This window comes from Nonomuraea sp. NPDC005650 (assembly GCF_040605375.1).
Taxonomy (GTDB): Bacteria; Actinomycetota; Actinomycetes; order Streptosporangiales; family Streptosporangiaceae; genus Nonomuraea.
On the sequence record NZ_JBEXCR010000011.1, the window covers coordinates 61,410 to 87,154 of the forward strand.

Genomic DNA, 25,745 nt, shown 5'->3' on the forward strand with positions numbered 1-25,745 from the left:
GCGTCGCCTCTCTCGGCCGTTTCCGTTCCAAGCCGTTTCAAGGCACCGAGTTTCCGTTCCAAGGCATCTATATGAGCGCAGCACCAGATCGACCCGACGACCGAGATCCGCTCGTCGTGGCGGCCGAGGCCGCTGTCATGCGCTCCCTGGTCGATCCCGACCACGCACTGCACGCCGGCCGTACCGTGCTCTCGTCCGCCCGCCGCGCCGGCAACCCCGAGGCCGAGGCCGTCGCGCTCAGGGCCATCGCGCTGGCCTCCCGCGAGCTGGGCGATCTGCGCGGCGCCGAGCACCACCTCCGCGAGGCCATCGCCACCCCGGGCGCCCCGCCGGAGCGGGTCGCCCAGGCCCGGCTCTCCCTCGTCACCGTACGCACCGAGCGTGGCCACCCGCTCCAGGCCCTGCGCGTGGCCGCCCTGGCCTGGGCCCACCTCTCGCCGCTGGACCGCGCCAAGCTCGACACGCAGCGCGCGGTCGCCCTGGCCCGCCTCGGCCGCCACCAGGAGGCCATCGCCTCCTGCGACCGCGCGCTGCGGGCCCTCGTGACCGCCCCCGGCACCATCGACGACCGCAGGTTCCTGGCGGGCGGGCTGCTCAACCGCGGCCTCATCCACTCCTACCGCGGCGACTGGGACGCCGCCATGCGCGACCTGACCGCCTGCCTGGAGATCTCCCGGCAGGCGGGGCTGCGGCACCTGTCCCGCCTGTCCGCCGCCAACCTGCCTTTCCTCGCAGTACGTCGGGGCGACATCGCGGGGGCGTTCAAGCACTACCGCGAGGCCGAGGACACCCTGTTCGGCTTCCCCGAACGGCTGGCCACGATGCGGGCGGACTTCGCCGGCGCCCTGCTGGCCGCCCACCTGCCGGGCGAGGCCAGGGCCATGCTGAGCCTGGCCGTACCCGATCTCGAAGCGTCGGGGGCGCACGTGGCGCTGGCCGAGGCGCGGCTGAAGCTGGCCCAGGTGGAGCTGCTGACCGGCGACCCGCACCAGGCGCGGGAGGTGGCCGAGCAGGCGGCCCGCGAGCTGGCCGAACAGGACCGGACGTCGTGGCTGCCGCTGGCCAGGGAGGTCGTCCTGCGCGCCCGCCTGACGCTCGAACCCGTCACACCCGCCCTGGTCGCCGAGCTGGTCGCGTGCGCGGACGAGCTGGAGGACGGCCTGACGCACCTGGCGGGCGCGGCGGCGCTGCGGCTGGCGGCGGCCGAGGCGGCGCTGACCGTGGACGACCACCCGACGGCCTCGGCGCAACTGGCCCTCCTCACCGAACACGCCGAGCGGGACGAGCCGCAGCCCCCGATCGGCACCCGGCTCACCCCGCCGGAGTCGGAGCCCACGCGGGAGGCGGAGATCCCGGTGCCGGTGCGGCAGCACGCGCTCGCCCTGGAGGCGTCGCTGCAGGAGGACGCCACGGGGGCCTTCCGGGCGGTCCGGGTCGGGTTGTCGGAGGTGAGCGAGCGGGTGGAGACGTTCGACGACCCCTCGGTGCGCGCCCACGCGGCCAGGGCCGGGGAGCGGCTGGCGGGGTTCGGGCTGGGGCTGGCGGTGCGGGGCGGATCCGCGGGAGAGGTGTTCGAGTTCGCGGAGCGGTGGCGGGCGGTGGCCGCGCCCTCGCACGCGTGCTCGCTGGTGGACCCCGAGCGGGTGCGGGGCGAGCTGGGGTCCGGGGCGCTGGTGGAGTTCGTGGCGGATGAGGAGGCGCTGCTGGCCGTGCTCATCGCCAGGGAACGGGTGGCGCTGCGGCGGGTCGGCGACGTGCGGCCGGTCAAGGAGGCGATCGTCCGCCTCCGTTACGCGCTGCGCCGCCAGTGCTCGGTCGCCCAGCCGCACCCCGGGAACGATCTTCTCCCTGGCTGCGACTCGGGACACGTCGAGGCCGCGGCCCTGGAGGTCGAACGGCTGCTGCTGCGCCCGCTCCTCGCCGAACTGGGCGACGGGCCCTTGGTGGTGGTGCCCGTGGGCGCCCTGCACACGCTGCCGTGGGGTGCGCTGCCGTGCCTGCGCGAACGCCCGGTGAACGTGGCCGCCAGCGCGGCCGCCTGGGTCCAGGCCCGGGAGCTCGCCCGCGCCCGCCGGAGCGGACCGCCGGCGGTGGTGGCGGCGGCCGGACCCGCCCTGGCGCACGCGCACGCCGAGGTGCGGAACGTACTCGCCTGCCATCCGCACGGGCGCGAGGTGCCGGGGCGCACCGGGCCGGTGCTGGAGGCGCTGGTGTCGGCCGACGTGCTGCACCTGGCCGCGCACGGGGTCTTCCACGCGCGCAGCCCGCTGGTGTCGGGGATCACGCTGGAGGACGGCTCCCTGATGGCCTACGACCTGCTGGACGTTCCCCGGTCGCCGGGGCTGGTGGTGCTGTCGGCCTGCAACTCCGGCATGTCGCGCACGCCGGTGGAGGGGGCGCCGCTGGGCTTGCCCGGAACGTTCCTGTCCAAGGGGTCCGCGTGCGTGGTGGCGGGGCTGGTGCCGGTGCGGGACGAGGGGGCTCGGGCGCTCATGAGCATGTTCCACGAACTGCTGGTGGCGGGCCAGCCCCCGGACGCGGCCCTGGCCTCCGCCGCCGCCAAGACCGGCGAAACCGGCTTCGCCTGCTTCGGCTCCGGCGACCAGCCCTTGTATTAGGGGCTCGTGGTACGGGGGTCGCAGCCACGACGACTCAACCGCAGCACCGTCGCTCCGGCGACCGGGGGCTGAGTCGCATCGGCCCGGCCCGTGCTGGCGCGGGAGTCTGAAGCACCGGCCCATCGAGGCGGCAAGCTTGCCGGGCAGACCACCTCGCCGCCCGGGGGGAGGGAGACCGGCCTTGCTGCGGCCCGGGGTCAGCCGGTGGCGACTGGCCTTGAGGGGTCGGCTACCCAGTTGGACCAGGAGCCCACGTACAGCGCGGCAGGCAGGCCGGCCACCTCCAGGGCCAGCACCTCGTGCGCGGCCGTCACGCCGGAGCCGCAGTAGGCCCCCGCCTGAACCCCCTCCAGAACCCCGAGCCCGGCGAAGCGCTCCCGGAGGGCGGCGGGGGTGCGGAACCGGCCGTCGGGGCCGATGTTCTCCATGGTGGGCGCGCTGACGGCCCCGGGAACGTGCCCGGCCACCGGATCGATGGGCTCCACCTCTCCCCGGTAGCGTTCGGCGGCCCTGGCGTCGAGCAGCACGCCCTGGGTGGCCAGCGCCGCCGCCTCGTCGGCCGTCAACGCCGGCATCCCGCCGGGCCGCGCGGTGAAGTCGCCCTCGCCGGCCGCCGGGAGGTCGGGTGAGTCCTTCGTGACCGGCAGCCCGGCCTCGGTCCACGCGGGCAGCCCGCCGTCGAGCACGCGTACGTCCTGGTGGCCGAAGTAGCGCAGCGCCCACCACGCCCTGGCCGCGGCCGTCGATCCGGCGTCGTCGTAGACCACCACGGGGCGCCCGTTCGACACCCCCAGGCGTCGCATCGCGCTCTGGAACGCGCCCGCCTCGGGCAGCGGATGCCGCCCTCCCGCGCCGGGAGGGGCCGCGAGATCCTGGTCCAGGTCGCAGAAGACGGCGCCCGGAATGTGCCCCTCGCGGTAGAACTCCACCCCGGGCGGCCCGCCGAGCCGCCAGCGGACGTCGAGCACGGTCACCTCGTCGAGTGCGGCGAGCTCGGCCGGTGTGATGAGCGGGCTGGTCAAGGCGTACCCCCAGAGAATTCGTCGCCGGAACTCGTCACAGTATCTCCGGGCAGGTCACGTGCGTGCCTCCAACAGCGGCACGTACTGCTCGGCCGCCGTCATCGAGCCGTGGTAGCCGGTGAACAGGGCCTCGATCCTGTGGCGCGCGGGCGCGATGATCGCCAGATCGGTGTACGGGACGGCCACGACGTCACCGATGCGGGCCAGCCACGCGTCACGCACCCGAGGACCGAACCAGCCCGACTCGACCGCCTCCCGCCTGGACACCACCCAGGCCTTCCCGCGAAGGGTCTCGCGCCACGCCTCCAGCACGTCCCGCGCGGCACCCGGCTCGGCGTAGACGTGCCTGGCCCTGGCCTCCCCGCCGAGCAGCGCCACGCCCGCCGTCAGCTCGGGGACGCTCTCGGCGTCGATCTTCTCGGTGGCGTTGATCATGCCGTGGTCGGCGGTCACGTAGAGGGCCGACCCCGAAGGCAGCCCTTCGGCGAGCCGCCGAGCCATCTCGTCGACGATGGCGAGCTGCCGGAGCCACTCCTCGCTGCCCCACCCCGTCATGTGCCCGGCGGCGTCCAGATCGCCGTAATAAACGGTGACGTACGCCGCCCCCTGGCGCATCGACTCGTGGACGCGGGCCACCCGGTCGTCGACGGTGTCGGCGGCCACGTAACGTACGCCCCGGTAGACGGCCGTCGTCAGCCCGCTGCCCTCGAACTCGGCGGGGGCGACGTAGACCGCGTCGAGCCCGGCCCGGGTGGCGCGCTGGTAGACGGTCGGGGCGGGCTGCCACTGCTCGGGATCCATGGTGAGACCGCCGGGGAGGGTCCACCGCAGGCAGTTGAACAGGTGTCCGGTGCCGGGGACGGCCAGCGTCAGGCCGAGCATGCCGTGCTCGCCCGGGGTCAGGCCGGTGCCCAGGGAGCAGAGGCTGGTGACGGTCGTGGCCGGGAAGCCGGCGGTGAGCGTCCTGCCCGCCAGGCTGGACAGGAACGGGGCGGCCTCGGCGTGGGCCCGGAGCAGCTCGGCGCCCAGCCCGTCGACCAGGAACAGGCACACGCGATCGGCCGGCTCCAGGACGAGCGGCACCCCACCCGCCCCGCCGACCGCAGCGGCCACGCCAGGCGCCGTAACCGCCGCACCGGCCCGTGTGGTCGTGCCGGACTCCGTCGCCGCACCGACCCCTACGGTCGTACCAGGCCCCGTCGCGACATCGGTCCCTCTGGTCGTGCCAGACCCCGTCGCGGCATCGCTCCCAGTCGTCGCACCAGGCCCCGGCGTCACGTCAAGCCCTGTCATCGGGCCGGGTGCGTTCGCCGGATCGGGCATGTGCGCGGTGACCGGCGTGCGGGTCGTGCCAGGTGTACGGGTCGTGCTCGGCGTGCTCGCCGCGGTCGCCGTGTCGCGCGCGTCAGGTGCAGGCGCGGTTGGCGGGTCGGGGAGGTTCGCCGGGTCGCGCGCGGTCTCAGGCGCAGGCGTGCTCGCCGTATCGGGGGCGGTCGTCGTCGTGGGCGTGGTCGCCGGGTCAGGGTCGTCCGCTGCCCCGGGCGTGGTCGCCGGATCGGGAGCATCCGTCATCGCGGACGCATGCGCCGTATCGAGGGCGTCCGCTGTCGCGGGCGCCGTATCCAGGGCATCCGGCGTAGGAGGCGTGTCGGGCTCGCGCACGCCCAGGGCCGTCAGCAACGCGTGGGGCAGATCAGCCAGTGACCCGCCGCCGTACCCCGGCACCAGCATGTCCTTCATCCTATGCCTTCGCGGATCTCTCCCTCTTCTCGTGGATCCCCTTGTGCCCCGCGGTCAGGAGGAGGCGCGGGCGGTGGCTTCGGAGAGGGCCTTGGCGAAGGCGAGGACGTGGGTGACCGCTTCCGGGCCGTCGGCCGCCTCGCTGACCCGGAGGGACAGGTCGTCGGCGGTGATCGCGCCCGTGTAGCCGTGGTCGGCCTCGCAGTTTTCGTCGCCGCACGTGGCAGGCTCCAGGTCCACGTGCGAGATGGCACCCCAGCCGATCGTCAGCGTCACCTCTGTCGGCGGGACGCCTGGGACGTAGGAGGCGGGGTCGGGCACCACGCGCGTGACGGCGACCGACTGGACGCGGCTCAGGCGTACGGCCTCCGTGGTCGTGGAGGCGTGGGACGTCGAGACGCCCTCCACCGCGGGATGCTCGTCGGTGTGGCAGACCAGCAGCCGCGTGGCCGACAGCACCAGGACCGTGACGTGCCTGCGCACCTCCATCGCGGGATCGAAAGTGGCCTCGTGATGGACCACGAAGGCGGTCACTGCCTCCTTGCCCAGCGCGGATTCGACCGCATCGGTGACGAGGTCGGGATAATAGCCGCTGCGCTCGATCGCTTCACGCAGGCCCGCGGCTGAGACTCGGGTTTCCCTCATGGGTCCATCCTGCCAGGGCGAGGCTGTACGCTCACCCGCCGGATATAACGCTCTATAACGTCTTTTATCCAGGCATCAGCAGGCACTTCGGTTGACTCCATTCGCTGTCGTTCGCAGCCCTTCGCTGAGAGCTGATCACGACAGCCGCCGGGGCCCGCCGTCGAGACGTGGGCCCGCCGGAGTGCGGAAGGTGGCACGGGCGCCGAGGACGATGACGCCCGACTCGCCGACGAGCACCTGGTCCAGGTCCAGCCTGGCCACCTCCGGCAGGTCGTGGGCCAGGCGGCCGACGCGTACGAGGAGGTCTTCGAGGGCGTCCACGGCCACGGGCGGGTAGCCGTACTCGCCGAAGAGCAGCGGGGCCGCGCGGACGGAGCGCACGAGCGCGGCGGCGTCCTCACGGGTCAGCGGGGCCAGGCGGAAGCCCTGGTCGAGGAGGAGGCGCGCGGTCACCTCGCCCAGCCCGAACGACACGAAGGGGCCGAACGCGGGGTCCTCGATGACGCCCACGACGGTCGGGACGGCCGGCTGCGGTGCCATCCGCTGGACGGCCAGTTCGACCCGTTCGCCGAGCTGGTCGGCGAACTCGGCGTAGGCGTGGCGGACCATCTCGGGGCCGGTCAGGCCCAGGCGCACGGTGCCCGCGCGCCGCGACGCGCCGGGGTCGGCCACCTTGAGCACCACGGGCCAGCCGAGCCGTTCGGCCGCCCGCACCGCCTCGTCCGGCGACCGCACCACTTCGGCGGGCCAGACGGTGAGGCCATAGCAGGACAGGAGCTCGGTGGCGTCCACCTCGACCGGCGGGCCCGGCTGCGCGAACGCCCCCGACTGCGACCGGCCCAGGGGCGCGGCACCGTCCTCGCCGGTCCCCGGCGGGGCGGCCGTGGCGAGGGCCGTCTGGACGAGGGTCTTGGCGCGGGCCGTGTCGATGTCGTCGAGCTCCGGCGGCGGCACCGCCGGGTGGGCGCGCCACCTCGCGTAGCGGACCACGTGGGCCAGCGCCCGCACCGCCTCCTCGGGCGCCGCGTACGAGGGGATCGAGCCGCGCGAGGGCGTCGACCCGCACCCCGGCGGACCGGTTTCGACGCGCAGGGCCGGGTGCATGCCCAGATGCCCCTGGAACGTCGTGAGCACCGGCTTGCCGGAGTCTTTCGAGACCCGCAGCAGCTCGGCCGCCACCGCGTCCGTGTCGCCTGGAATGGGCGGCATGTAGATCACGACGGCCGCGTCGACATCAGGGGAGTCCAGCTCACCGGCGAGGGCCGTGCCGAACTCCGCGACCCCGGCGGCGGGACCCAGGTTGACCGGCGTACGGGGGTCGAGCCCGGCGGCGAGGCAGGCGTCGGCGGCCAGGAGGCCGAGCGCGTCGGAGTTGGTCACGAGCGCGACCCGGGGCCCGGCGGGCAGCGGCTGGTAGGCCAGCAGTTGCCCCACGTCGAACAGCTGGATGAGGTCGTCGACCCTGATCAGCCCCGCCTGTTCGAACAGCGAGCTGATCGCCGAGTCGGGCACCCGCAGCTCCTCCGCCGAGTGCCCGGCGGGGGTGCCGCCGCTCTTGACCACCACGACCGGCTTGCTCCGGGCGGTGCGCCTGGCCAGCCGGGTGAACTTGCGCGGATTTCCGAGCGACTCCAGGTAGAGCAGGATCACCTTGGTCGAGTCGTCTTCCTCCCAGTACTGCAGCAGGTCGTTGCCGGAGACGTCGGCCCGGTTGCCCGCGGAGACGAACGACGAGATGCCCATGCCGCGCTGGGCCACCCGCTGGAGCAGCGCGGTGCCGAGCGCGCCCGACTGGCTGAAGAACCCCACCTCGCCCCGGCACGGCAGGGTGGCGGCGAGGGTCGCGTTGAGCTGGACGGCGGGGTCGGTGTTGGCGATGCCGAGGCAGTTGGGGCCCACGACGCGCAGCCCGTACGAGCGCGCGAGCCGAGCCAGCTCGTCCTGCCTGGCCTTGCCCTCCGGGCCCGTCTCCCCGAACCCCGAGGAGACCACGACCAGCCCGTGCACACCCTTCTCCGCGCACTCCTTGACCACGTCGATCACCCCGGAGGCGGGCACGGCCACCACGGCCAGGTCGACCTCGCCGTCGATGGCCCCCACGCTCGGATATGCCCGCACGCCCGCCACGGCCCGCACCTCGCGGTGCACCGGGTAGACGGGGCCGGTGAAGTCGGCGGCCAGCAGGTTGCGCAGGACGGTCTGGCCGACGCCGCCGGGCTCGCGCGAGGCGCCGACAACGGCGACCGAGCCGGGGGTGAGCAGCCTGGCGATGGACCGGGACTCCGCGCGGTGCTCGCGGGCGAGCGTCACCTCGGTCGAGGTCTCGGTGGGGGTGAGGTCGAGCGTCATGCGTACGACGCCGTCCTCGAACTGGCTCTGGGCCGTGTAACCGGCCTGGCGCAACAGGCCCGTCATGCGCATGTTGGCGGGCAGGACGTCGGCGACGAAGCGTTCGATGCCGTTCTCGCGGGCGGTGGCCGCCAGGTGCTCCAGGAGCACGGAGGCCACTCCCCTGCCCTGGTGCGCGTCCTCGACGAGGAAGGCGATCTCGGCCTCGCCGGGGCCGGTGCGGTCGTAGCGGATGACGGCGACCATCTCGGCGCCGATGGTGGCGATCAGCGCGACCCGGTTGACGTAGTCGACATTCGTGAACCGCTCGACTTCCCGGTCGGAAAGCCGGGGCCGCGGCCCGAAGAACCGGAAATAGATCGATTCGTCTGACAACCGCGAGTAAAAGGAGCGGAGGCGGTCGGCGTCTGCGGGCTTGATCGGTCGGACGTGCGCGGTGCCTCCGTCGGCCAAAACGACGTCGGCCTCCCAGTGGGCCGGATAGTGTGCCTCCACAGTGTCGAGCGTAAACCCGCATTTCACATGCCAAGACCGGAGCCCCTATTGGGCAACGCTTGTGCATCGACTGCAGCCCGGTGTCCTTGGTCCGCCCCACGGGCAGCCCGGAAGCTGTTAGTTTTGCCGTGGCCAGGCTCGTTCTGAAGGCAGCAAGGTGGTGACATCATGACGCGGGTCGTCGTGGTGGGCGATCTCATGACCGACGCGGTCGCGCGCGCCCGTTATGCGCTTGCCAGGGCGAGTGACACCCCGGCGATCGTGACCATGCACGGCGGCGGCTCTGGGGCGAACATCGCCTCGTGGCTGGCCGTCGAGGGCGCAGAGGTGGCCTTCATCGGCCGCAGAGGCGCCGACATCACGGGGCGCAACCGTGACATGGAGCTGATGGGCTACGGCGTCGACGCCCGGCTCGTCATGGACCCCGAGCGGCCCACCGGCACCTGCGTGGTGCTCGTGACGCACAAGGGTGAGCGCACCATGCTCTCCGACCCCGGCGCCAACGCGGCGCTGTCGCCGGAGGACCTGCCGCGCGACCTGTTCGCGGGCGGGGCGCACCTCCACCTGTCCGGCTACACGCTGATCAACGAAGGCTCGCGCGAGGCGGGTCTCGCCGCGCTCGACATGGCCAGGCGCGGCGGGATGTCGATCTCGGTCGACTGCGCCTCGTCCGCGCCGCTGGAGCGTACGGGCGCCGAGTCGTTCCTGGAGTGGACCAACGGGGTCAAGCTGCTGTTCGCCAACATCGAGCAGGCCAAGGTGCTGACCGGCCGCGACGACGCCGAGGCCGCCGCCAAGGTGCTGACCGCGTGGTTCCCGCAGGTCGTCATCAAGATGAACGCCGAAGGCGCGCTGTGGTACGCCAACGGCCGCCCCGACCCGGTCCACGTGGCCGCCGAGCCGGTCGACAAGATCGTGGACGGCACGGGTGCCGGAGACGCGTTCAGCGCCGGTTTCCTGCCCGTCTGGCTGGCGGGCAAGCCGCCGACCGAGTCGCTGGCCGCGGGCTGCCGCCTGGCGTCGAAGGCCATCATGCACCTGGGCGCCCGCCCGCCGTTCTAGTCCCGCAGGTCTCCCTTATGGGCGGTCTTGCACCGCTATGGTGGAGAAAGTCGGGATGAGCACGAAATAAGGGAGCCGGATGCGCGGCGTGCGTCCGTTACGGCCGGGCGACCCCACGTCGGTGGGCTCGTACAAGGTCACCGGCTTTCTCGGCGAAGGCGGTCAGGGCAGCGTCTACCTCGGCGTCTCCCCCTCCGGCGAGCAGGTGGCGCTCAAGCTGCTGCACGCCAGGTTCGCCGACGACGAGCAGGCGGTACGCCGCTTCCGCCGCGAGGCCGAGGCGGCACGGCGGGTGGCCGAGTTCTGCACGGCACGCGTGCTCGAGGTCGGAGCCGTCAACGACCAGCCCTACATCGTCGGCGAGTACGTCGACGGGCTCTCCCTGCAGCACCAGGTCACCAAGGAGGGCCCCGTCCAGGGCCCGGCGCTCATGCGGCTGGCGATCACCACCGCCACGGCCCTGGTGGCCATCCACAGCTCCGGGGTCGTCCACCGGGACTTCAAGCCCAGCAACGTGCTGCTCGGGCCCGACGGGCCGCGCGTGATCGACTTCGGCATCGCCCGGGCGCTCGACATCAGCCAGAGCCTGACCACCAGCATCGTGGGCACGCCCGCCTTCATGGCCCCCGAGCAGTTCCTCGGCGAGGCCTCCCCGGCGAGCGACGTGTTCGCCTGGGCGGGCACCATGATCTTCGCCGCCACCGGGCGCGGGGCCTTCGGCTTCGGGCCGCTGCCCGTGATCATGCACCGCATCCTCAACCTCGACGCCGACCTGAACGGCGTGCCGCCGGAGATCGCGCCGCTGCTGTGGGCCTGCCTGGCCAAGGACCCCCGGCACCGCCCCACGGCCGAGCAGTTGATGCGCGACCTCATCCGCGCCGGCACCGCCCCACCGCCGGCGCCGCCCCTCCCGGTGCAGGTCCCGCAGGCGGGAAGCGGCGGCCAGGCGCGGCCCTTCAACGGCGGAACGCCGCAGGCCCACGGTCCGATGCCGTATCCGGTGAGCGGCCCGGTACGGCCGTTCCCGCCGGGGGCCACGACCGAGCCTTCGCGGCGGCGCGGCCGGCGCAGGGCGCTGGTCTCGATCGGGGCGGCGGCCACCGCTCTCGCGACCGGGGTCGCGGTGTGGCTCGTGGCCCGGACCCATCCCGAGGACGTCACGCCGGATCCCACTCCCACGTCCCCGCAGGTGGCGGCCTTCGGGACGGCCGTGACCTCCGTGGCGGACCCCTCGGCCAAGAAGGGCGGGACCCTGCGCGTCGTCTCGCCGTACGAGCTGGAGTCCGTCGATCCGGGGAACATGTACATGTCGGACTCCCTGAACCTGGTCCGGCTCTACGGGCGTTCGCTGACGATGTTCAAGCCGGTGCCGGGAGGCGCCGGGACGCAGATCGTGCCGGATCTGGCCGAATCACTCGGCGTGCCGAGCGACGGCGGCAAAACCTGGACGTACAAACTCCGGCAAGGCATGAAATATCAGGACGGCACGCCGATCACCTCCGAGGACGTCAAGTACGCGGTCCTGCGCAGCATGGATCCCTCCCGGAGCCTGGGATCGAGCCACTTCGACCTCATGCTCGACCTCCCCTCCGGCTACCAGGGCCCCAGCAAGTCGTCGAGCGCGAACACCGACTCCGCCATCCAGACCCCCGACGACCGGACGATCGTCTTCCGACTCAAGCGGCCGTTCGCGACGTTCGACGACGTCGTGCAACTCCCCGAGACCGTCCCGGTGCCGAAGGCCAAGGACACGCAGGACACCGTCCTCGCCTCGGGCCCGTACAAGATCCAGAGCGTGTCCGCCGACAAGAAGAACGTCGTCCTCACCCGCAACGACCAGTGGGACGCCGCCACCGACCCCAACCGCGACGCGCTCCCGGACCAGTACGAGATCGCGTACGGGGTCACCGACGCCGAGCAGCGGCTGCGGGCCGGCGCCGCCGAGTTCGGCCCCACGATCAGCTCGGCGAGCGACGCGGCCGCGGTGCTCGCCGAGCCAGCGCTCAGGAAGCGCGCCGACGTGCCGGTGACCACGTCCGTGCGCATGCTGGCGATCAACCCGCAGGTGCCGCCCTTCGACCAGGTCGACTGCCGCAAGGCGGTGGTCCGCGCGCTCAACCTCAAGAACCTCGCCCGCGCGTACGGCGCCGGATCCGCGCAGTCCCGGCTGCCCACGTCGCTCGTGCCGCCCGCGGTCGCCGGCGGTCGCTGGCCCGACCCGAACCTCAAGGCCGACGGCGACCAGCAGGCCGCCAAGCAGTCGCTGGCCGCGTGCGGGAAACCCGCCGGGTTCACGACCACCTACGTCTATCGGGACCTGCCCGCCGAGAGGCAGGTGGCCGAGGTCGTGCAGCACGGCCTCGGCCAGATCGGCATCGAGGTCAAGCTGCGGCAGGTCCCCACCTTGGAGTTCCACAAGACCTACGGCGGCAACCCCGGCAATCTCAAGAAGCAGGGCATCGGCCTGATCGCCAAGTCCTGGGCACCCGACTGGCCCGACCCCGAGTCGTTCCTGTCGTTGATCGCGGACAGCAGGCAGATCACCGACACGTATTCGGTCAACGTGAGCGTCCGCGTCAAGGCGATCGACGACCTCATGGACCGGGCCAGGGCCGAGCTCGACGCGGGCAAGCGGGCCGACCTGTGGACCGAGGTGGAGCGGAAGCTGGCCGACGAAGCCGTGCTCGTGCCGCTGGTCTGGATGAGCCCGCTGCTGCTGCGCGGCCAGAACGCCGTCAACGTCCACGTCAGCCCCGTCTTCGGCAACTACGACCTGCTCACCATGGGCGTCAGGTAGGCGACCTCACGAGGTGACCGCCAGGACGAGCGGGAGGACCGCGGGAGCGCCCGCGTGCCGCACCAGGGCCGTCGCCAGCGTCATCGTCCATCCGGTGTCGACGCGGTCGTCCACCAGCAGCACCGGCCCGCCGCACTGCGCGATCGAGGCGCCCAGCTCCTTGGGCATGGCCAGCGTCCCCCTGACCGCCTGCACCCGCTTCGCGCTGTTGAACTGCTGCCCGGGCGCTCCCGCCCGATAGCCCAGCTCGCCCAGGTAGGACAGCCGGCCCACGGACGCCAGCCGCTCGGCGAAGCTCCGCACGAGCATGGGGCGCGTCGCGGACGGAACGTTCACCACGGCGACGGGCCGATCGCCCCAGTCCCAGGCCGCCAGCACCTGCACGACGGCCTTGAACACCTCGTCGGGCACCGGCCCGTCGGCCTCCTGGAACAGCTCCCGCAGCCGGTTGCCCCAGCCGATGTCGGTCAGCCGCCCGAGCGCCCGGCCGGGCGCGGCGCCCAGCTCCGGCTTGATCCGCCCGGACAGGTCGGCCAGCCCGGTGGGCCACTGCCTGCGGGCCTCGATCTCGACACCCGGCCTGCTCAGCCGCTGGCGGGCGCCCTCGACGGCCTGCGCGCCGATCTCCGGCGAGCGGTGCCGCCCGGTGCAGTTGTCGCAGCGCCCGCACGGCGTGGCGGCCTCGTCGTCGAGGTGCCTGCGCAGGAACTGCTCCCGGCACTCGGACGTCGTCAGGTAGGCCAGCATGGCCTCCTGCTCGGTCTTGCGCTCGGCGGCGATGCGGGTGTAGCGCTCGGCGTCGTACGCCCACGGCTCGCCGGTGGCCTCCCAGCCGCCCTTGACCCGGCGCACGGCGCCGTCCACGTCGAGGACCTTGAGCATCATCTCCAGCCGGCTCCGGCTCAGGTCGACCGCCGTCTCCAGCGCCTGGGTGGACATCACGTCGCGCTCTTCGAGCGCCTGGAGCGTGGTCCGTACGACGGGCTCGGGCGGGAACGCCAGCGAGGCGAAATATGACCAGATATCCCGATCCTCGGTGCCCGGCAGCAGGATCACCTCGGCCCGCTCGACCCCGCGCCCGGCCCGGCCTACCTGCTGGTAGTAGGCGACGGGCGACTGCGGCGCCCCCACGTGCACCACGAACCCCAGGTCCGGCTTGTCGAACCCCATCCCCAGCGCGCTGGTCGCCACCAGCGCCTTGAGCTTGTTGGTCAGCAGCGCCTCCTCGGCCGCCAGCCGCTCGGCCGGCTCGGTCTGCCCGGAGTAGGCGGCCACCTCGAACCCCTGGTCGCGCAGGTATCCGGCGATCTCGTGGGCGGCGGCCACGGTGAGGGTGTAGACGATGCCGGAGCCGGGCAGCTCGCGCAGCGTCTGCGCCAGCCAGGCCAGCCGCTGCTCGGCGGTGGGCAGGCGCACGACGCTCAGGTGCAGGCTCTCCCGCTCCAGCGGCCCGCGCAGCACGAGCGTGCCGTCGCCCTCGTCGCCGGGCAGGCGCATCTGCTCGGCCACGTCACGGGTGACGCGGGCGTTGGCGGTGGCGGTGGTGGCCAGGACGGGGATGCCCGGCGGCAGCTCCTCGAACAGCGTGGCCAGCCTGCGGTAGTCGGGCCGGAAGTCGTGCCCCCAGTCGGAGATGCAGTGGGCCTCGTCCACCACCACCAGCCCGGCGCTCTCGGCCAGCTCGGGCAGGACGTTGTCGCGGAAGTCGGGGTTGTTGAGCCGCTCGGGGCTGACCAGGAGCACGTCGATCATGCCCTCGGCGACCTCGCCGTAGATCTCCTCCCACGCCTCGGGGTTGGCGGAGTTGATCGTGACGGCCCGGATGCCGGCCCGCTCCGCGGCGGCGATCTGGTTGCGCATGAGCGCGAGCAGCGGCGAGACGATGACCGTGGGGCCCTCGCCGAGCTCGCGCAGGAGCCCGGTGGCCACGAAGTAGACGGCCGACTTGCCCCAGCCGGTGCGCTGCACGACGAGCACCCGCCGCCGATCCACCACCAGCGCCTCGATCGCGGCCCACTGGTCCTCACGCAGCACGGCGTGCTCCCCGGCCAGGGCCCGCAACCGCTCCTCGGCCTCTTCACGCAGCATCGCGACATCGGGGGCTTCACTCATGCCCCCCTTGTTACCAGCTTTCTCCGACGGAATGGGCCGTCAGCCGCCATACCCGCTACTTGTCGGCGTGTTCGGGGAAGGCGTTGACGGTGACGCGGTGCATCCGGCGGCGTTCGGTGTAGTCGGCCACGGCGTAGTGCTGGGTCGGCCGGTTGTCCCAGAACGCCAGCGTGCCGGGCCGCCACCGCAGCCGGAGCTGGTACTCAGGCGACCGGATGTGGTCGATCAGGAACGGCAGCAGCGCCTCGTTCTCCCGGTCCGTCAGCCCCACCAGGCGGGTGGTGGAGGCGCGGTTGACGAAGAGGGCCTTGCGGCCGGTCTCCGCGTGCACGCGCACCACCGGCCGCTCCACCGGCGGCCACTTGGCCTGGATCTCGGCCAGGTCGAACGGGTGCCCCTTCGCGATCGCCTTCTTCATCGACATCGTGATGTCGTGCTCGGCGGTCAGCTCGTCACACAGCCGCTGCAGCGACGGCGAGAGCGTCTCGTACGCCATGTACGTGTTCGCCCAGCACGTGTCCCCGCCCACGCTGGGCAGCTGGACGCAGCGCAGCAGGGAGCCCATCGGCGGGGTGGGCTCGAAGGTGTTGTCGCTGTGCCACTCGTCCCCGCCCTCGCCCTTCGGCGAGGTCTGGTCGAGGACGTGGATGGGGCTGGTGGAGTCCTTTTTGAAGGCGGGGTGGTTGAGCGAGCCGAAGTTCAGGGCGAATTGCAGGTGCTGCTCGTCGTCGATGTGCTGGTCGCGGAAGAACAGCACGAGGTGCCTGAGCCAGCCTGCCCGCAGGGTGGCGACCTCTTCCTGCGACAGCGGTTTGCGCAGATCGACCCCGGTGACCTCGGCGCCGATGTGCATGGTCACGGGATGGAACTCGATCATGACGCCTCCGGAAACAGGTGGGAACCCTCGGCCCGAACGTACGACCCAAGCAATTGCTTGGTCAAGGTCCCTTCGAGGCAGCCTTCCGTACGCCTTCCACACCGACCCGTCGCGACTTGTGACGCCAACGAGTCGCGGGCACCCGAATACCTTCGGCACAATGTTCGACATGGCCCGACGCACGACTGCACCCCCGCCCGAGGACTTCGAGGAGCGGATCGTCGACATCGACGTCACCTCCGAGATGCGCACCAGCTATCTCGAGTACGCCTACTCGGTGATCTACCAGCGCGCCCTGCCCGACGCGCGCGACGGCCTCAAGCCGGTGCAGCGTCGCATCCTCTACTCGATGAGCGAGATGGGCCTGCGCCCCGATCGCGGGCACGTCAAGTCGTCGCGCGTCGTCGGCGACGTCATGGGCAAGCTGCACCCGCACGGCGACAGCGCCATCTACGACGCCCTCGTGCGCCTGGCGCAGCCGTTCTCCATGCGCCTGCCGCTGGTCGACGGCCACGGCAACTTCGGCTCGCCCGACGACCTGCCCGCCGCCATGCGTTACACCGAGGCCAGGCTGGCCCCGGCGGCGATGCTCATGGTCGACGCCCTCGACGAGGACACCGTCGACTTCAAGCCCAACTACGACGGCCAGGAGACCGAGCCGGTCGTCATGCCGTCGGCCTTCCCCAACCTGCTGGTCAACGGCACCAGCGGCATCGCGGTCGGCATGGCCACCAACATGGCGCCGCACAACCTCAACGAGGTCATCGCCGCCGCCCGCCACCTGATCAAGAAGCCGGACGCGACGCTCGACGACCTGATGACGTTCGTGCCGGGTCCCGACCTGCCGACGGGCGGCTCGATCATCGGGCTGCAGGGCGTGCGCGACGCGTACGAGAGCGGGCGTGGCACGTTCCGCATGCGGGCCAGATGCACGGTCGAGCAGATCACGCCCCGCCGCAAGGGCATCGTCGTCACCGAGCTCCCCTACAACGTGGGCCCCGAGCGCGTCGTCACCAAGATCAAGGAGCTGGTGACGTCCAAGAAGCTCCAGGGCATCGCCGACCTCAAGGACCTCACCGACCGCCACAAGGGCCTCCAGCTGGTCATCGAGATCAAGAACGGCTTCATCCCCGAGGCAGTCCTCGAGGAGCTCTACCGGCTGACGCCGATGGAGGAGACGTTCGGCATCAACAACGTCGCCCTCGTCGACGGCGAGCCGCGCACGCTCGGCCTGCGCGAGATGCTCCAGGTCTACGTCGAGCACCGGCTCGAAGTGGTGCGCCGCAGGTCGGAGTTCCGGCGGCGCAAGCGCGAGGAGCGCCTCCACCTGGTCGACGGCCTCATCATCGCCCTGCTGAACATCGACGAGGTCATCCAGGTCATCCGCTCCTCCGACGACTCGGCCCAGGCGCGCACGCGCCTGATGGACGTGTTCGACCTGAGCGAGATCCAGGCCGCCTACATCCTCGACACGCCGCTGCGCCGGCTCACCAGGTTCGACAAGCTCGAGCTGGACCGGGAGAAGGAGACGCTGAGCGACGAGATCGCCCAGCTGACGGAGATCCTCTCCTCCGACGCCAAGCTGCGCCAGGTGGTCTCGGGCGAGCTCGCCGACGTGGCCAAGAAGTACGGCATGCCGCGCCGCACCGTCCTGCTGGAGGCGCCCGGCGTCGCCCGCACCCCGGTCGTGGACCTGCAGGTGGCCGACGACCCGTGCCTGGCGATGCTGTCCTCGACCGGCCTGCTGGCCCGCACCTCCGACGCCACGCCGCTGTCCGGCGAGGGCGACCGGTCGGCGCACGACGTGCTGGTGTCGGTGGTGAAGACGTCCGTACGCGGCGAGGTGGGCGTGGTGACCTCGCTGGGCCGGCTGATCCGGATCCAGGTCGTCGACCTGCCGACCCTGCCGACCACGGCCAACCCGCCGTCCCTGTCGGGCGGGCACCCGGTGTCCGAATACGTCTCGCTGCAACCCGACGAGAAGGTCGTCGGCCTGGGCTCCCTCGACCCCGACGGCCCCGGCCTGGCCCTGGGCACGGCGCAGGGCGTGGTCAAGCGGGTGGTGCCCGAATATCCGGCCAACCGCGACGACTTCGAAGTGATCACGTTGAAGGACGGCGACACCGTGCTGGGCGCGGTCGAGCTGGTGTCCGAGTCGCACGACCTGGTGTTCATCTCCTCCGACGCCCAGCTCCTGCGCTTCTCGGCCTCGCTGGTGCGCCCGCAGGGCCGCCCGGCGGGCGGCATGGCGGGCATCCGGCTGGACGGCGGCGCGCGGGTGATCTGGTTCGGCGTGGTGGATCCCGACCGCCCGGCCCACGTGGTCACGATCGCGGGCTCCTCGACGGCGCTGCCCGGCACCCAGGTGGGCGGCGGCAAGGTGTCCGACTTCGCCGAGTTCCCCGCCAAGGGGCGGGCGACGGGCGGGGTCCGGGCGCAGCGGTTCCTGAAGGGCGAGGACGAGCTGCTGCTGGCCTGGGCCGGCCCGGCTCCGGCCAAGGCGGTCTCGTCCGTGGGCAAGCCGGTGCCGCTGCCGGACGAGATCGGGCGCCGCGACGGCTCGGGCGTGCGGCTGACCAACACGATCGGCGCGATCGGCGGCGCCCTCGCCTCCTGGCCCGAGGCCCTGACCTCCGGGGAGGCCCCGGAGACACCGGCCGCCGACGAGCAGACGTCCCTCTGACGCCGTCAGGCGCCCGCACATGCGGGCGCCTGACCCTGTTATGAATCACGGATCGGCACCGATCTCATCTGGGAGAGCGCTCTCTCTCCTACTGGAGGTACCGTGTTCCGATCCAGACCCCCGTTATGGGTCGCCCTTTCCCTGGTCGCCGCCCTGATCGTCGCGCCCGGGGCCGCCGCGGCCGCCGACCCCGGCACGATCACCGACTTCGAGGCGGACAGCGTTCCCTCAGGCGTGTACGCCTGGGGCAACGACGCGGCCTCGACCCCCGCGCTCACGATCGAGCCGGACCCCGGCAGGCCGGGAGCCCCGGCGACCAACCGGGTGCTCAAATCGGTCTACAACGTGAGCCAGTGGGGCGGCTGGTCGCACGACCTGGCCGCCACCCAGGACTGGTCCCCGTACGAGGGCTTCTCCTTCTGGGTGAACGGCGCCGCCTCGGGCCAGAAGATCTTCTTCGAGGTCAAGGACGGCGGCGCCGGAGCGGGCGGCGCCGAGCTGTTCGAGTCGTCGTTCGTCGACGACACGGCGGGCTGGCGGCAGGTGAAGGTGCCGTTCGGGAGCTTCACCAGGCGCACCGACTACCAGCCCGGCGGCGCGCCGTCCGACGGCGAGCTGGACCTGATCGCCATGTGGGGCTACTCGATGCGGCTCCCGGCCGCGCAGGGCACGCTGGAGTGGGACCAGGTCGAGCTCTACGAGACCGCTCCCCCGCGCCCGGTCAGGCTGTCCACCGACCGGCCCGTCTACCCGGTGGACGAGAAGGGCGAGGCCAGGGTCGGCGTCACCGTCACCACCGCCGACGGCCGGCCCCTGCCCGCCGACCTGGCCGTGGCCTACAGGACCGGTACGGGCACCGCGACTCCCGGCGGCGACTACACGCCCGTCGAAGGCACGCTGACGTTCCCCGCGGGCACGGCGTCCGGAGCGGCCAAGGCGTTCACGGTCAGGACGCTGAAGGACGGGCAGGACGAGGTCGCCGAGACCATCCCGATCGAGCTGTCCGGCACCGGCACCAGGCCCCCTGCCGAGGCGCCGGTGGTCGTGATCAACGCGCACGGCCTGCCGTACCTGAACGCCCGCAAACCGGTCAAGGAACGCGTCGCCGACCTGCTCAGGCGGATGACGCTGGAGGAGAAGATCGGGCAGATGACGCAGGCCGAGCGCGGCGCGCTGGCCAAGCAGAGCGACATCGCCACGTACGTGCTCGGCTCCCTCCTGTCGGGCGGCGGCTCCACCCCCGCGTCCAACACGCCGCAGGCGTGGGCCGACATGATCGACGGGTTCCAGCTCCAGGCTGCGCGGACCCGCCTCCAGGTGCCGCTGATCTACGGCGTGGACGCCGTGCACGGCCACAACAACGTGGTCGGCGCGACGATCTTCCCCCACAACGTGGGCATGGGCGCCACCCGCGACCCCGGCCTCGTCGAGCAGGAGGGGCAGGTCACCGCCCGCGAGGTCAAGGCCACCGGCATCCCCTGGGACTTCGCGCCGTGCCTGTGCGTGTCGCGCGACGACCGGTGGGGTCGAGCGTACGAGTCGTTCGGCGAGGACCCGGCGCTCGTGTCGCGGATGGCCACGATCATCGACGGCCTGCAGGACAACGGGGTGCTGGCCACGGCCAAGCACTACGTCGGCGACGGCGGCACCGCGTACGGCTCGTCGACGAGCGGCGACTACACGATCGACCAGGGCGTCACCGAGGTCGGCCGCCAGGAGATGGAGGCGATCCATCTGGCGCCGTTCGAGGAGGCGGTCAGGCGCGGGGTGGCCACCGTCATGCCGTCGTTCTCCAGCGTCGACTTCGGTGACGGCCCGCTCAAGATGCACGCCCACAAGGAGCTGATCACGGACACTCTCAAGGGCCGGCTCGGTTTCAAGGGGTTCGTGATCAGCGACTGGCAGGCCATCGACCAGATCCCCGGCGACTACCCGAGCGACGTGCGCACCTCGATCAACGCCGGACTCGACATGATCATGGTGCCGTACGCCTTCCCTGCCTTCGAGAGCACGCTGAAGGCCGAGGTCGAGGCCGGGCGCGTGCCGCTCAGCCGGGTGGACGACGCGGTCGCCAGGATCCTGACCCAGAAGTTCCGGCTGGGGCTGTTCGAGCGTCCGTACGCCGACCGGTCCCGGATCGGCGACGTCGGCTCGGCGGCGCACCGGGCGGTCGCGCGGACGGCGGCGGCCAAGTCGCAGGTGCTGCTGAAGAACGACGGCGGCCTGCTCCCCCTGCGCCGCGACTCCAGGGTCTACGTGGCCGGCACGAACGCCGACGACCTCGGCAACCAGACCGGCGGCTGGACGATCACCTGGCAGGGCTCGTCCGGGCCGATCACCACCGGCACCACGATCCTGTCGGCCATCCGCTCCCGCGCCTCCTCCGTGACGTACTCGCGCGACGCCTCCGCCGACCTGGCCGGGCACGACGTGGGCGTCGTGGTGGTGGGCGAGACGCCATACGCCGAGGGCCAGGGCGACGTGGGCCGCGCCGGGCGCACGCTGGACCTGTCGGCCGCCGACCGGGCCGCGATCGACAAGGTGTGCGGGGCGATGAAGTGCGCGGTCCTGGTCGTCTCCGGGCGTCCGCTGCAGCTCGGCGACCTGTCGGGCGTCGAGGCCGTGGTGGCCTCCTGGCTGCCGGGCACCGAGGGCGCGGGGGTGGCCGACCCGCTGTTCGGGGCGGTCCCGTACACGGGGCGGCTGCCGTTCACCTGGTTCCGTTCGGTGGCGCAGCTGCCGATCAACGTGGGTGACGCGGCTTATGACCCGCTCTGGCCGTACGGGTGGGGGCTGCGTACCGACCGCGCCCGCGACCGGCTCAAGACGGCGCGCGACCGGCTCGCCTCCGGCGACGGCTATTCCAAGGCCGCGTCGCTGGTCCTCGCGCTGCCCGCGCGCGCCTGGAACGCCGACGGGTCCGTACGTGACGCGCGGGCCGTCCTGGCCGCCCTGGGCACGGCCGCGACGCTGCTCGAACGGTCGAAGAGCGACGCGTACACCGTGGACGACGCCGTCGTGTCGGTGGCCAGGGACGTCGCGCAGAGCGCGGGCAGGCGGCCCGACCTGCAGGCGGCGGCCGACCACGAGCTGGCGGCGGGCAACCTGAGGAAGGCGGTGGACCTGCTGGCCCAGGCCGCCCGCTGAGCCCAGGAGGGACTGCACTCGCCCCGGGGGCAGTCCCTCACCTCAGGCGCGGCAGAGGCAGAACGGGTGCCCGGCCGGATCCAGGTAGACCCGGAAGCTGCCGTCGTCGCACGGCTGGTGCCCGTGCTTGGTCGCGCCGATCTCGAGCACCTGCTTCTCCGCCTTGTCCAGGTCGGCGACCGTGAAGTCGAGGTGGAGCTGCTGGGGCCGTTCGGGGTCCGGCCAGGTGGGCGGCCGGAAGTCGGGCGCGAGCTGGAAGGCCACCCGCTTGGGAGCCCCGCCGTCGCTCACCACCACCCACTCGTCGTCCGCGTAGGTGACGGGCCATCCCAGCAGCCGGGAGTAGAACTCGGCCAGCCCCCTGGGGTCGGGGCAGTCGAGCACGACGGTACGGAACTCCGCGATGCCACTCACTCGATTCACCTCTCAGTCGTTTTGCACGCACGTACGCAGACAAGAATGAATGCCATGGCTGCCAACTCATTCATGGTGCCCCTCGGCACCCCTGCACCCGGCTTCGACCTGACCGCCATCGACGGCGGCAGCGTATCGCTCGGGGATCTCAAGGGCTCACCCGCCACCCTGGTGGTCTTCCTGTCCAACCACTGCCCGTACGTGCGGCACATCGAGAAGGGGCTCGGCGCCCTGGCCGCGGACTACGGCGCCAGGCTTTCGGTCGTCGCGATCTGCAGCAACGACAGCGTGAACTACCCGGACGACGATCCGGTGCACCTGGCGGAGCAGGCCGCGCGGGCCGGGTTCACGTTCCCGTACCTGCTGGACGACACCCAGGAGGTCGCCAAGGCCTACCGGGCGGCGTGCACGCCGGACTTCTTCCTGTACGACGGGCACCTGCAGCTCGTCTACCGGGGCGAGTTCGACGGCGCCAGGCCGGGCAACTCGGTGGCGGTGACGGGCGAGTCGCTCCGCGCGGCCATCGACGCCCTGCTTGAGGGCGAGCCGGTGCCCGAGGAGCAGAACCCGTCGCTCGGCTGCGGCATCAAGTGGAAGCCGGGCAACGCTCCGGCCTGACCACGGGCGGCCGTATTCACCGCCAAGGTCAGCCTGGCCACGGACGGTCCTGCTGACCGCCATCTACGCCAACCCGGCAACGAACGACCTCGCCCACCACCGCCTGTGCCAACCCGGGCACGGGCGACCCCGCTCACCACCGCCTACGCCAACCCGGCCACGGGTGGCGCCACGTCGCGGGCTCCGGCCACCAGGGCCGCCCCGCACCTCACCGACGAGGTGCGGGTGGCGGCCAGGACGCCGGCGCGCCACTGATCCACCGCAGCCGCGAACCCCGGCCGCTCACCGCTCAGGCGGTGGCGCCGGTGACGGCGGGCGGGAGGGCCAGCAGCAGTTCGTGGGGCTCGCCCCCGTCCCAGTGGCGGATCAGCTGGTCACCCGCCTCGCCGGGGTCGAAGCTCTCACACCCCAGGGGCCCGTAGCAGCCCGCCTGGTCCAGCATGAGGATCAGCGGATCGTCCTCGGGCAGGCTGGCCGCGTAGGCGGCGGTGTCAAGGAGTGCCAGGGCCAGCCTGGCATTGCGACCACCGTCCTTGACCTCGACGCGGTCGAGGCGGCGCCGGGCCTGGGTACGGAGATACGCGGCGAGCGATTCGGACCTACTCACGACTGACCTTCTTCGATCACGTACATACGGCTACGACATCATCACGCAAGGTGACGCTTTTTCGTGGGACGTTGGCCAACTCCAGCCAGTCGCCACCCCGTTCATCACTGACTTTGGGGCGCAGTGCATGATTTGTTGCATGAATGCGTTCGACGACCTGTATGCCGCCAACGCGAAGTTTGCCAAGAAGTTCGGAAACTCCGGTCTGACCGGCCGCGCCCGCCGCGGGCTGGCCGTCGTGACCTGTATGGACTCCCGCATCGACCCGCTCGGCCTGCTGGGCCTGAAGCCCGGGGACGCCAAGATCCTGCGTAACGCGGGCGCGCGGGTGACGGACGACGTCCTGCGCACCCTGGTGCTGGCCGTCTACCTGCTAGGCGTCGAACGCGTCCTCGTCATGCCCCACACGGACTGCGGCATGGCCAAGGTCTCCGACCCGGACGTCCACGCCCTCACCCAGGAACGCGGTGTCGACACCCGCAGCCTGGAGTTCCACACGGTGCCCGACCAGACCGAGGCCCTTCGCCACGACCTCACCCGCATCAGGACCAGCCCGTTCCTGCCGGAGGGCATGCCCGTGGCCGGCGCCATCTACGACGTCCGCACGGGCCTCCTGACGCCTGCCGCGTTCTGAAAGAATTCACCTGACCTGAGTGGTGCCCGGTTGTGCGGACGTACAACATGACCGGGCGCCCCCGGACCCGCCCTGGGCGCGTACGAGAGGACGCGCTTTGGGCGATCTGAGCTCTCCCCCCGTTCCCGACGGCACGAGCGCGGACGACTTCGTCGGGGCACTGCGGCGGTTGCGGTTGTGGGCAGGCTCGCCGTCGATGCGGCGTCTGTCCGGGCTCGGTGGAACCAAGGTGGTCTCGGGGACCGAGGTCGCCGTCATCCCGCACAGCACGATCTCGTACGTACTGGCGGGGTCGGGGTTGCCCAAGCTGCCGCGACTGGAGTTCGTGGAGGCTTACGTCGCGGCCTGCCTGGCGACCTGCGGTTTCCCTGAACGGGACGTACGGGAGCAGGTCGAACACTGGCGCACCACCTGGCGCCACTTATCCCTGCCCTCCCACACCACCTCACCGCCACCAGCCCAGGCCACCACCTCCTCACCACCGCCCCAGACCACCGCCCCCTCACCACCGCAGGCCACTGCCTCCTCACCACCACCCCAGGCCACCACCTCCTCATCGCCATCACAGGCCGCCTTCGGCCAGACCGCCTCCTCCTCACCGGAGACCACGCCCGACCACATTGCGTCATCCTCGTCCAGCACCACCCCCTCCCCCGCCACCGCATCACCGGCTCGCCAAGGCGCCGCCCCACAAGCCACTGACACCACGTCCGCTCCTGGCCCAGAACCCGCATCCGAACCGCCCACCGGCCCCGAACCTCCGGCCGACCAGGACCCGGCGGACCCCGACTTTCGCCCGCGCATCGACGCGGTCCCCCACCCCCACCCCCTCTCCCGCGTGCGTTCCGTGGCGAGCGTCTCCGCGATCATCGTGCTGGGCGTCGCAATCGGAACCTCCGCCGCCAACCCGGGTGCCCTCCTCGCCGGCCGGGCCTTCCCCCGCCCTCCGGCCTCCTCGCCCCCTGCCCCGGCAGGCGACCAGACCGGCGCGAACGTCCAGATCACCACCCAGGCGGACACCTACACCGGACACCGCTCCTCACCGGACCGGGACTCCTGGCTGCTGGTCGGCGGCGGCACCGCCAGTTCCTCACCCGCCCGCGCCTACCTCCGCTTCGCCGTCCCGCCCGCTCACGGCCGCACCCTGGAGCGCGCCCAGCTCACCTTGTGGAACCACGAGTCGCCGTCCTGCGGCCCCGCCGTGGACGCCGGCATCCAGGTACGCCGGATCACCACCCCCTGGTCAGATGAGTCGTTACGCGCCGGCGACCAGCCCGAGACGACCGGTGACGGCGCCGCGACCAACCGGCGCGCCTACGGCCGGCCGAAATGCGACGGCGGTACGTCCACTTCGACATCACCCGCATCGTCCAGGCGTGGACCGGCGGAGCCCCCAACCACGGCCTGCAACTGCGCCTCGCCGACGAGTCAGACCAGATGACGTCCTGGCGCAGGTTCTACTCCATGGAACGCGGCGAACAGGGCGGCGCCCCGCGCATCGACCTCACGTACAACCGCGCGCCGCGCGCACCCGCCCGGCTCGCCGACTCCACCGCCCCCACGCCGGACGGCACCCGGCAGGCCGCCGCAGGCCCCTTCACCATGAGCGCCGAGATCGGCGACGACGACGGCGAATGGGTGGACGCCCGCTTCGAGATCTCCCTCGACCCCGCCACCGGCGACCACGGCGTCGTCTGGACCGGCAGCGGCTCCTCCCGCACCGGCCACGTCGGCCACATCGTGGTCGAAGCCCGCGTCCTGCGGCCCGGCGTCCGATACCGGTGGCGCGTACGCGGCGACGACGGGTCCGACGTGGGCCCCTGGTCGGCGTACCAGCACTTCCAGGCCCGCTAGCACCAGTCTGACCAGCTTCGTCCAACGGTGTCTAAGATCGACCAATCCCGTCCAGCCCCTGGACCGCGCCC

The 25,745-nt window shown here is 72.1% G+C and carries 18 protein-coding genes; 10 read left to right on the plus strand and 8 right to left on the minus strand.

Annotated features, from left to right (window positions below):
• Window positions 1–71 precede the first annotated feature (71 nt).
• Window positions 72–2,618 carry a CHAT domain-containing protein gene (locus ABZS69_RS20210; RefSeq protein WP_355374333.1) on the plus strand — a complete coding sequence of 849 codons (2,547 nt, stop codon included), beginning with the start codon at window positions 72–74 and terminating at the stop codon, window positions 2,616–2,618.
• Between the two features lie 197 nt (window positions 2,619–2,815).
• On the opposite strand, the gene ABZS69_RS20215 is transcribed toward ABZS69_RS20210, so the two are convergent.
• The 4 genes from ABZS69_RS20215 to ABZS69_RS20230 all read right to left on the minus strand — a co-directional run bounded on the left by ABZS69_RS20215 (window position 2,816) and on the right by ABZS69_RS20230 (window position 8,869).
• Entirely contained in the window at window positions 2,816–3,640 is an 825-nt protein-coding gene (locus ABZS69_RS20215; protein WP_355374336.1) for a sulfurtransferase, read from the minus strand.
• Window positions 3,641–3,694: 54 nt separating this feature from the next.
• The gene (locus ABZS69_RS20220; protein ID WP_355374339.1) at window positions 3,695–4,753 is read right to left on the minus strand and encodes a nucleotide pyrophosphatase/phosphodiesterase family protein; all 1,059 of its coding nucleotides are present in this window, start codon (window positions 4,751–4,753) and stop codon (window positions 3,695–3,697) included.
• Window positions 4,754–5,434: 681 nt separating this feature from the next.
• A complete protein-coding gene (locus tag ABZS69_RS20225; protein WP_355374341.1) occupies window positions 5,435–6,025 on the minus strand; it encodes a DUF5998 family protein in 591 nt (196 codons plus the stop codon).
• A 135-nt stretch (window positions 6,026–6,160) separates the two neighbouring features.
• A complete protein-coding gene (locus ABZS69_RS20230; RefSeq protein ID WP_355374343.1) occupies window positions 6,161–8,869 on the minus strand; it encodes a GNAT family N-acetyltransferase in 2,709 nt (902 codons plus the stop codon).
• 168 nt (window positions 8,870–9,037) lie between these two features.
• Between ABZS69_RS20230 and ABZS69_RS20235 the strand changes: the two genes are divergently transcribed.
• Both ABZS69_RS20235 and ABZS69_RS20240 read left to right on the plus strand, forming a co-directional pair.
• Window positions 9,038–9,931 carry a sugar kinase gene (locus tag ABZS69_RS20235; RefSeq protein WP_355374345.1) on the plus strand — a complete coding sequence of 298 codons (894 nt, stop codon included), beginning with the start codon at window positions 9,038–9,040 and terminating at the stop codon, window positions 9,929–9,931.
• A gap of 79 nt (window positions 9,932–10,010) precedes the next feature.
• Window positions 10,011–12,728 (plus strand): ABC transporter substrate-binding protein, encoded by a 2,718-nt coding sequence (locus ABZS69_RS20240; RefSeq protein WP_355374346.1) that lies wholly within the window; start codon window positions 10,011–10,013, stop codon window positions 12,726–12,728.
• Between the two features lie 6 nt (window positions 12,729–12,734).
• On the opposite strand, the gene ABZS69_RS20245 is transcribed toward ABZS69_RS20240, so the two are convergent.
• Both ABZS69_RS20245 and ABZS69_RS20250 read right to left on the minus strand, forming a co-directional pair.
• Complete coding sequence (locus tag ABZS69_RS20245; protein ID WP_355374349.1) at window positions 12,735–14,840, minus strand: RecQ family ATP-dependent DNA helicase; 2,106 nt, start codon at window positions 14,838–14,840, stop codon at window positions 12,735–12,737.
• Between the two features lie 55 nt (window positions 14,841–14,895).
• Window positions 14,896–15,717 (minus strand): TauD/TfdA family dioxygenase, encoded by an 822-nt coding sequence (locus ABZS69_RS20250; RefSeq protein ID WP_355374352.1) that lies wholly within the window; start codon window positions 15,715–15,717, stop codon window positions 14,896–14,898.
• Window positions 15,718–15,877: 160 nt separating this feature from the next.
• On the opposite strand from ABZS69_RS20250, the gene ABZS69_RS20255 reads away from it, so the two are divergent.
• Together ABZS69_RS20255 and ABZS69_RS20260 are read left to right on the plus strand one after the other, a co-directional pair.
• The gene (locus tag ABZS69_RS20255; protein WP_355374354.1) at window positions 15,878–18,400 is read left to right on the plus strand and encodes a DNA topoisomerase IV subunit A; all 2,523 of its coding nucleotides are present in this window, start codon (window positions 15,878–15,880) and stop codon (window positions 18,398–18,400) included.
• 102 nt (window positions 18,401–18,502) lie between these two features.
• Entirely contained in the window at window positions 18,503–21,547 is a 3,045-nt protein-coding gene (locus tag ABZS69_RS20260) for a glycoside hydrolase family 3 N-terminal domain-containing protein (RefSeq protein ID WP_355374357.1), read from the plus strand.
• A gap of 42 nt (window positions 21,548–21,589) precedes the next feature.
• Here ABZS69_RS20260 and ABZS69_RS20265 read toward each other — a convergent pair whose 3' ends face one another.
• Window positions 21,590–21,961, minus strand: coding sequence for a VOC family protein (locus tag ABZS69_RS20265; protein WP_355374360.1), 372 nt, complete (start codon window positions 21,959–21,961; stop codon window positions 21,590–21,592).
• Window positions 21,962–22,015: 54 nt separating this feature from the next.
• On the opposite strand from ABZS69_RS20265, the gene ABZS69_RS20270 reads away from it, so the two are divergent.
• Window positions 22,016–22,579, plus strand: a complete 564-nt coding sequence (locus ABZS69_RS20270; RefSeq protein WP_355374362.1) for a thioredoxin family protein — start codon at window positions 22,016–22,018, stop codon at window positions 22,577–22,579.
• Window positions 22,580–22,684: 105 nt separating this feature from the next.
• A complete protein-coding gene (locus tag ABZS69_RS20275; RefSeq protein ID WP_355374364.1) occupies window positions 22,685–22,834 on the plus strand; it encodes a hypothetical protein in 150 nt (49 codons plus the stop codon).
• 34 nt (window positions 22,835–22,868) lie between these two features.
• On the opposite strand, the gene ABZS69_RS20280 is transcribed toward ABZS69_RS20275, so the two are convergent.
• Entirely contained in the window at window positions 22,869–23,186 is a 318-nt protein-coding gene (locus ABZS69_RS20280) for a hypothetical protein (protein WP_355374366.1), read from the minus strand.
• A gap of 139 nt (window positions 23,187–23,325) precedes the next feature.
• On the opposite strand from ABZS69_RS20280, the gene ABZS69_RS20285 reads away from it, so the two are divergent.
• From ABZS69_RS20285 to ABZS69_RS20295, 3 genes are all read left to right on the plus strand, one after another.
• Window positions 23,326–23,820, plus strand: a complete 495-nt coding sequence (locus ABZS69_RS20285; RefSeq protein ID WP_355374369.1) for a carbonic anhydrase — start codon at window positions 23,326–23,328, stop codon at window positions 23,818–23,820.
• Window positions 23,821–23,917: 97 nt separating this feature from the next.
• Complete coding sequence (locus tag ABZS69_RS20290; RefSeq protein WP_355374372.1) at window positions 23,918–25,261, plus strand: DNRLRE domain-containing protein; 1,344 nt, start codon at window positions 23,918–23,920, stop codon at window positions 25,259–25,261.
• Window positions 25,150–25,674, plus strand: coding sequence for a DNRLRE domain-containing protein (locus ABZS69_RS20295; RefSeq protein WP_355374375.1), 525 nt, complete (start codon window positions 25,150–25,152; stop codon window positions 25,672–25,674). The genes ABZS69_RS20290 and ABZS69_RS20295 overlap by 112 nt, the downstream gene beginning before the upstream one ends.
• Window positions 25,675–25,745 lie beyond the last annotated feature (71 nt).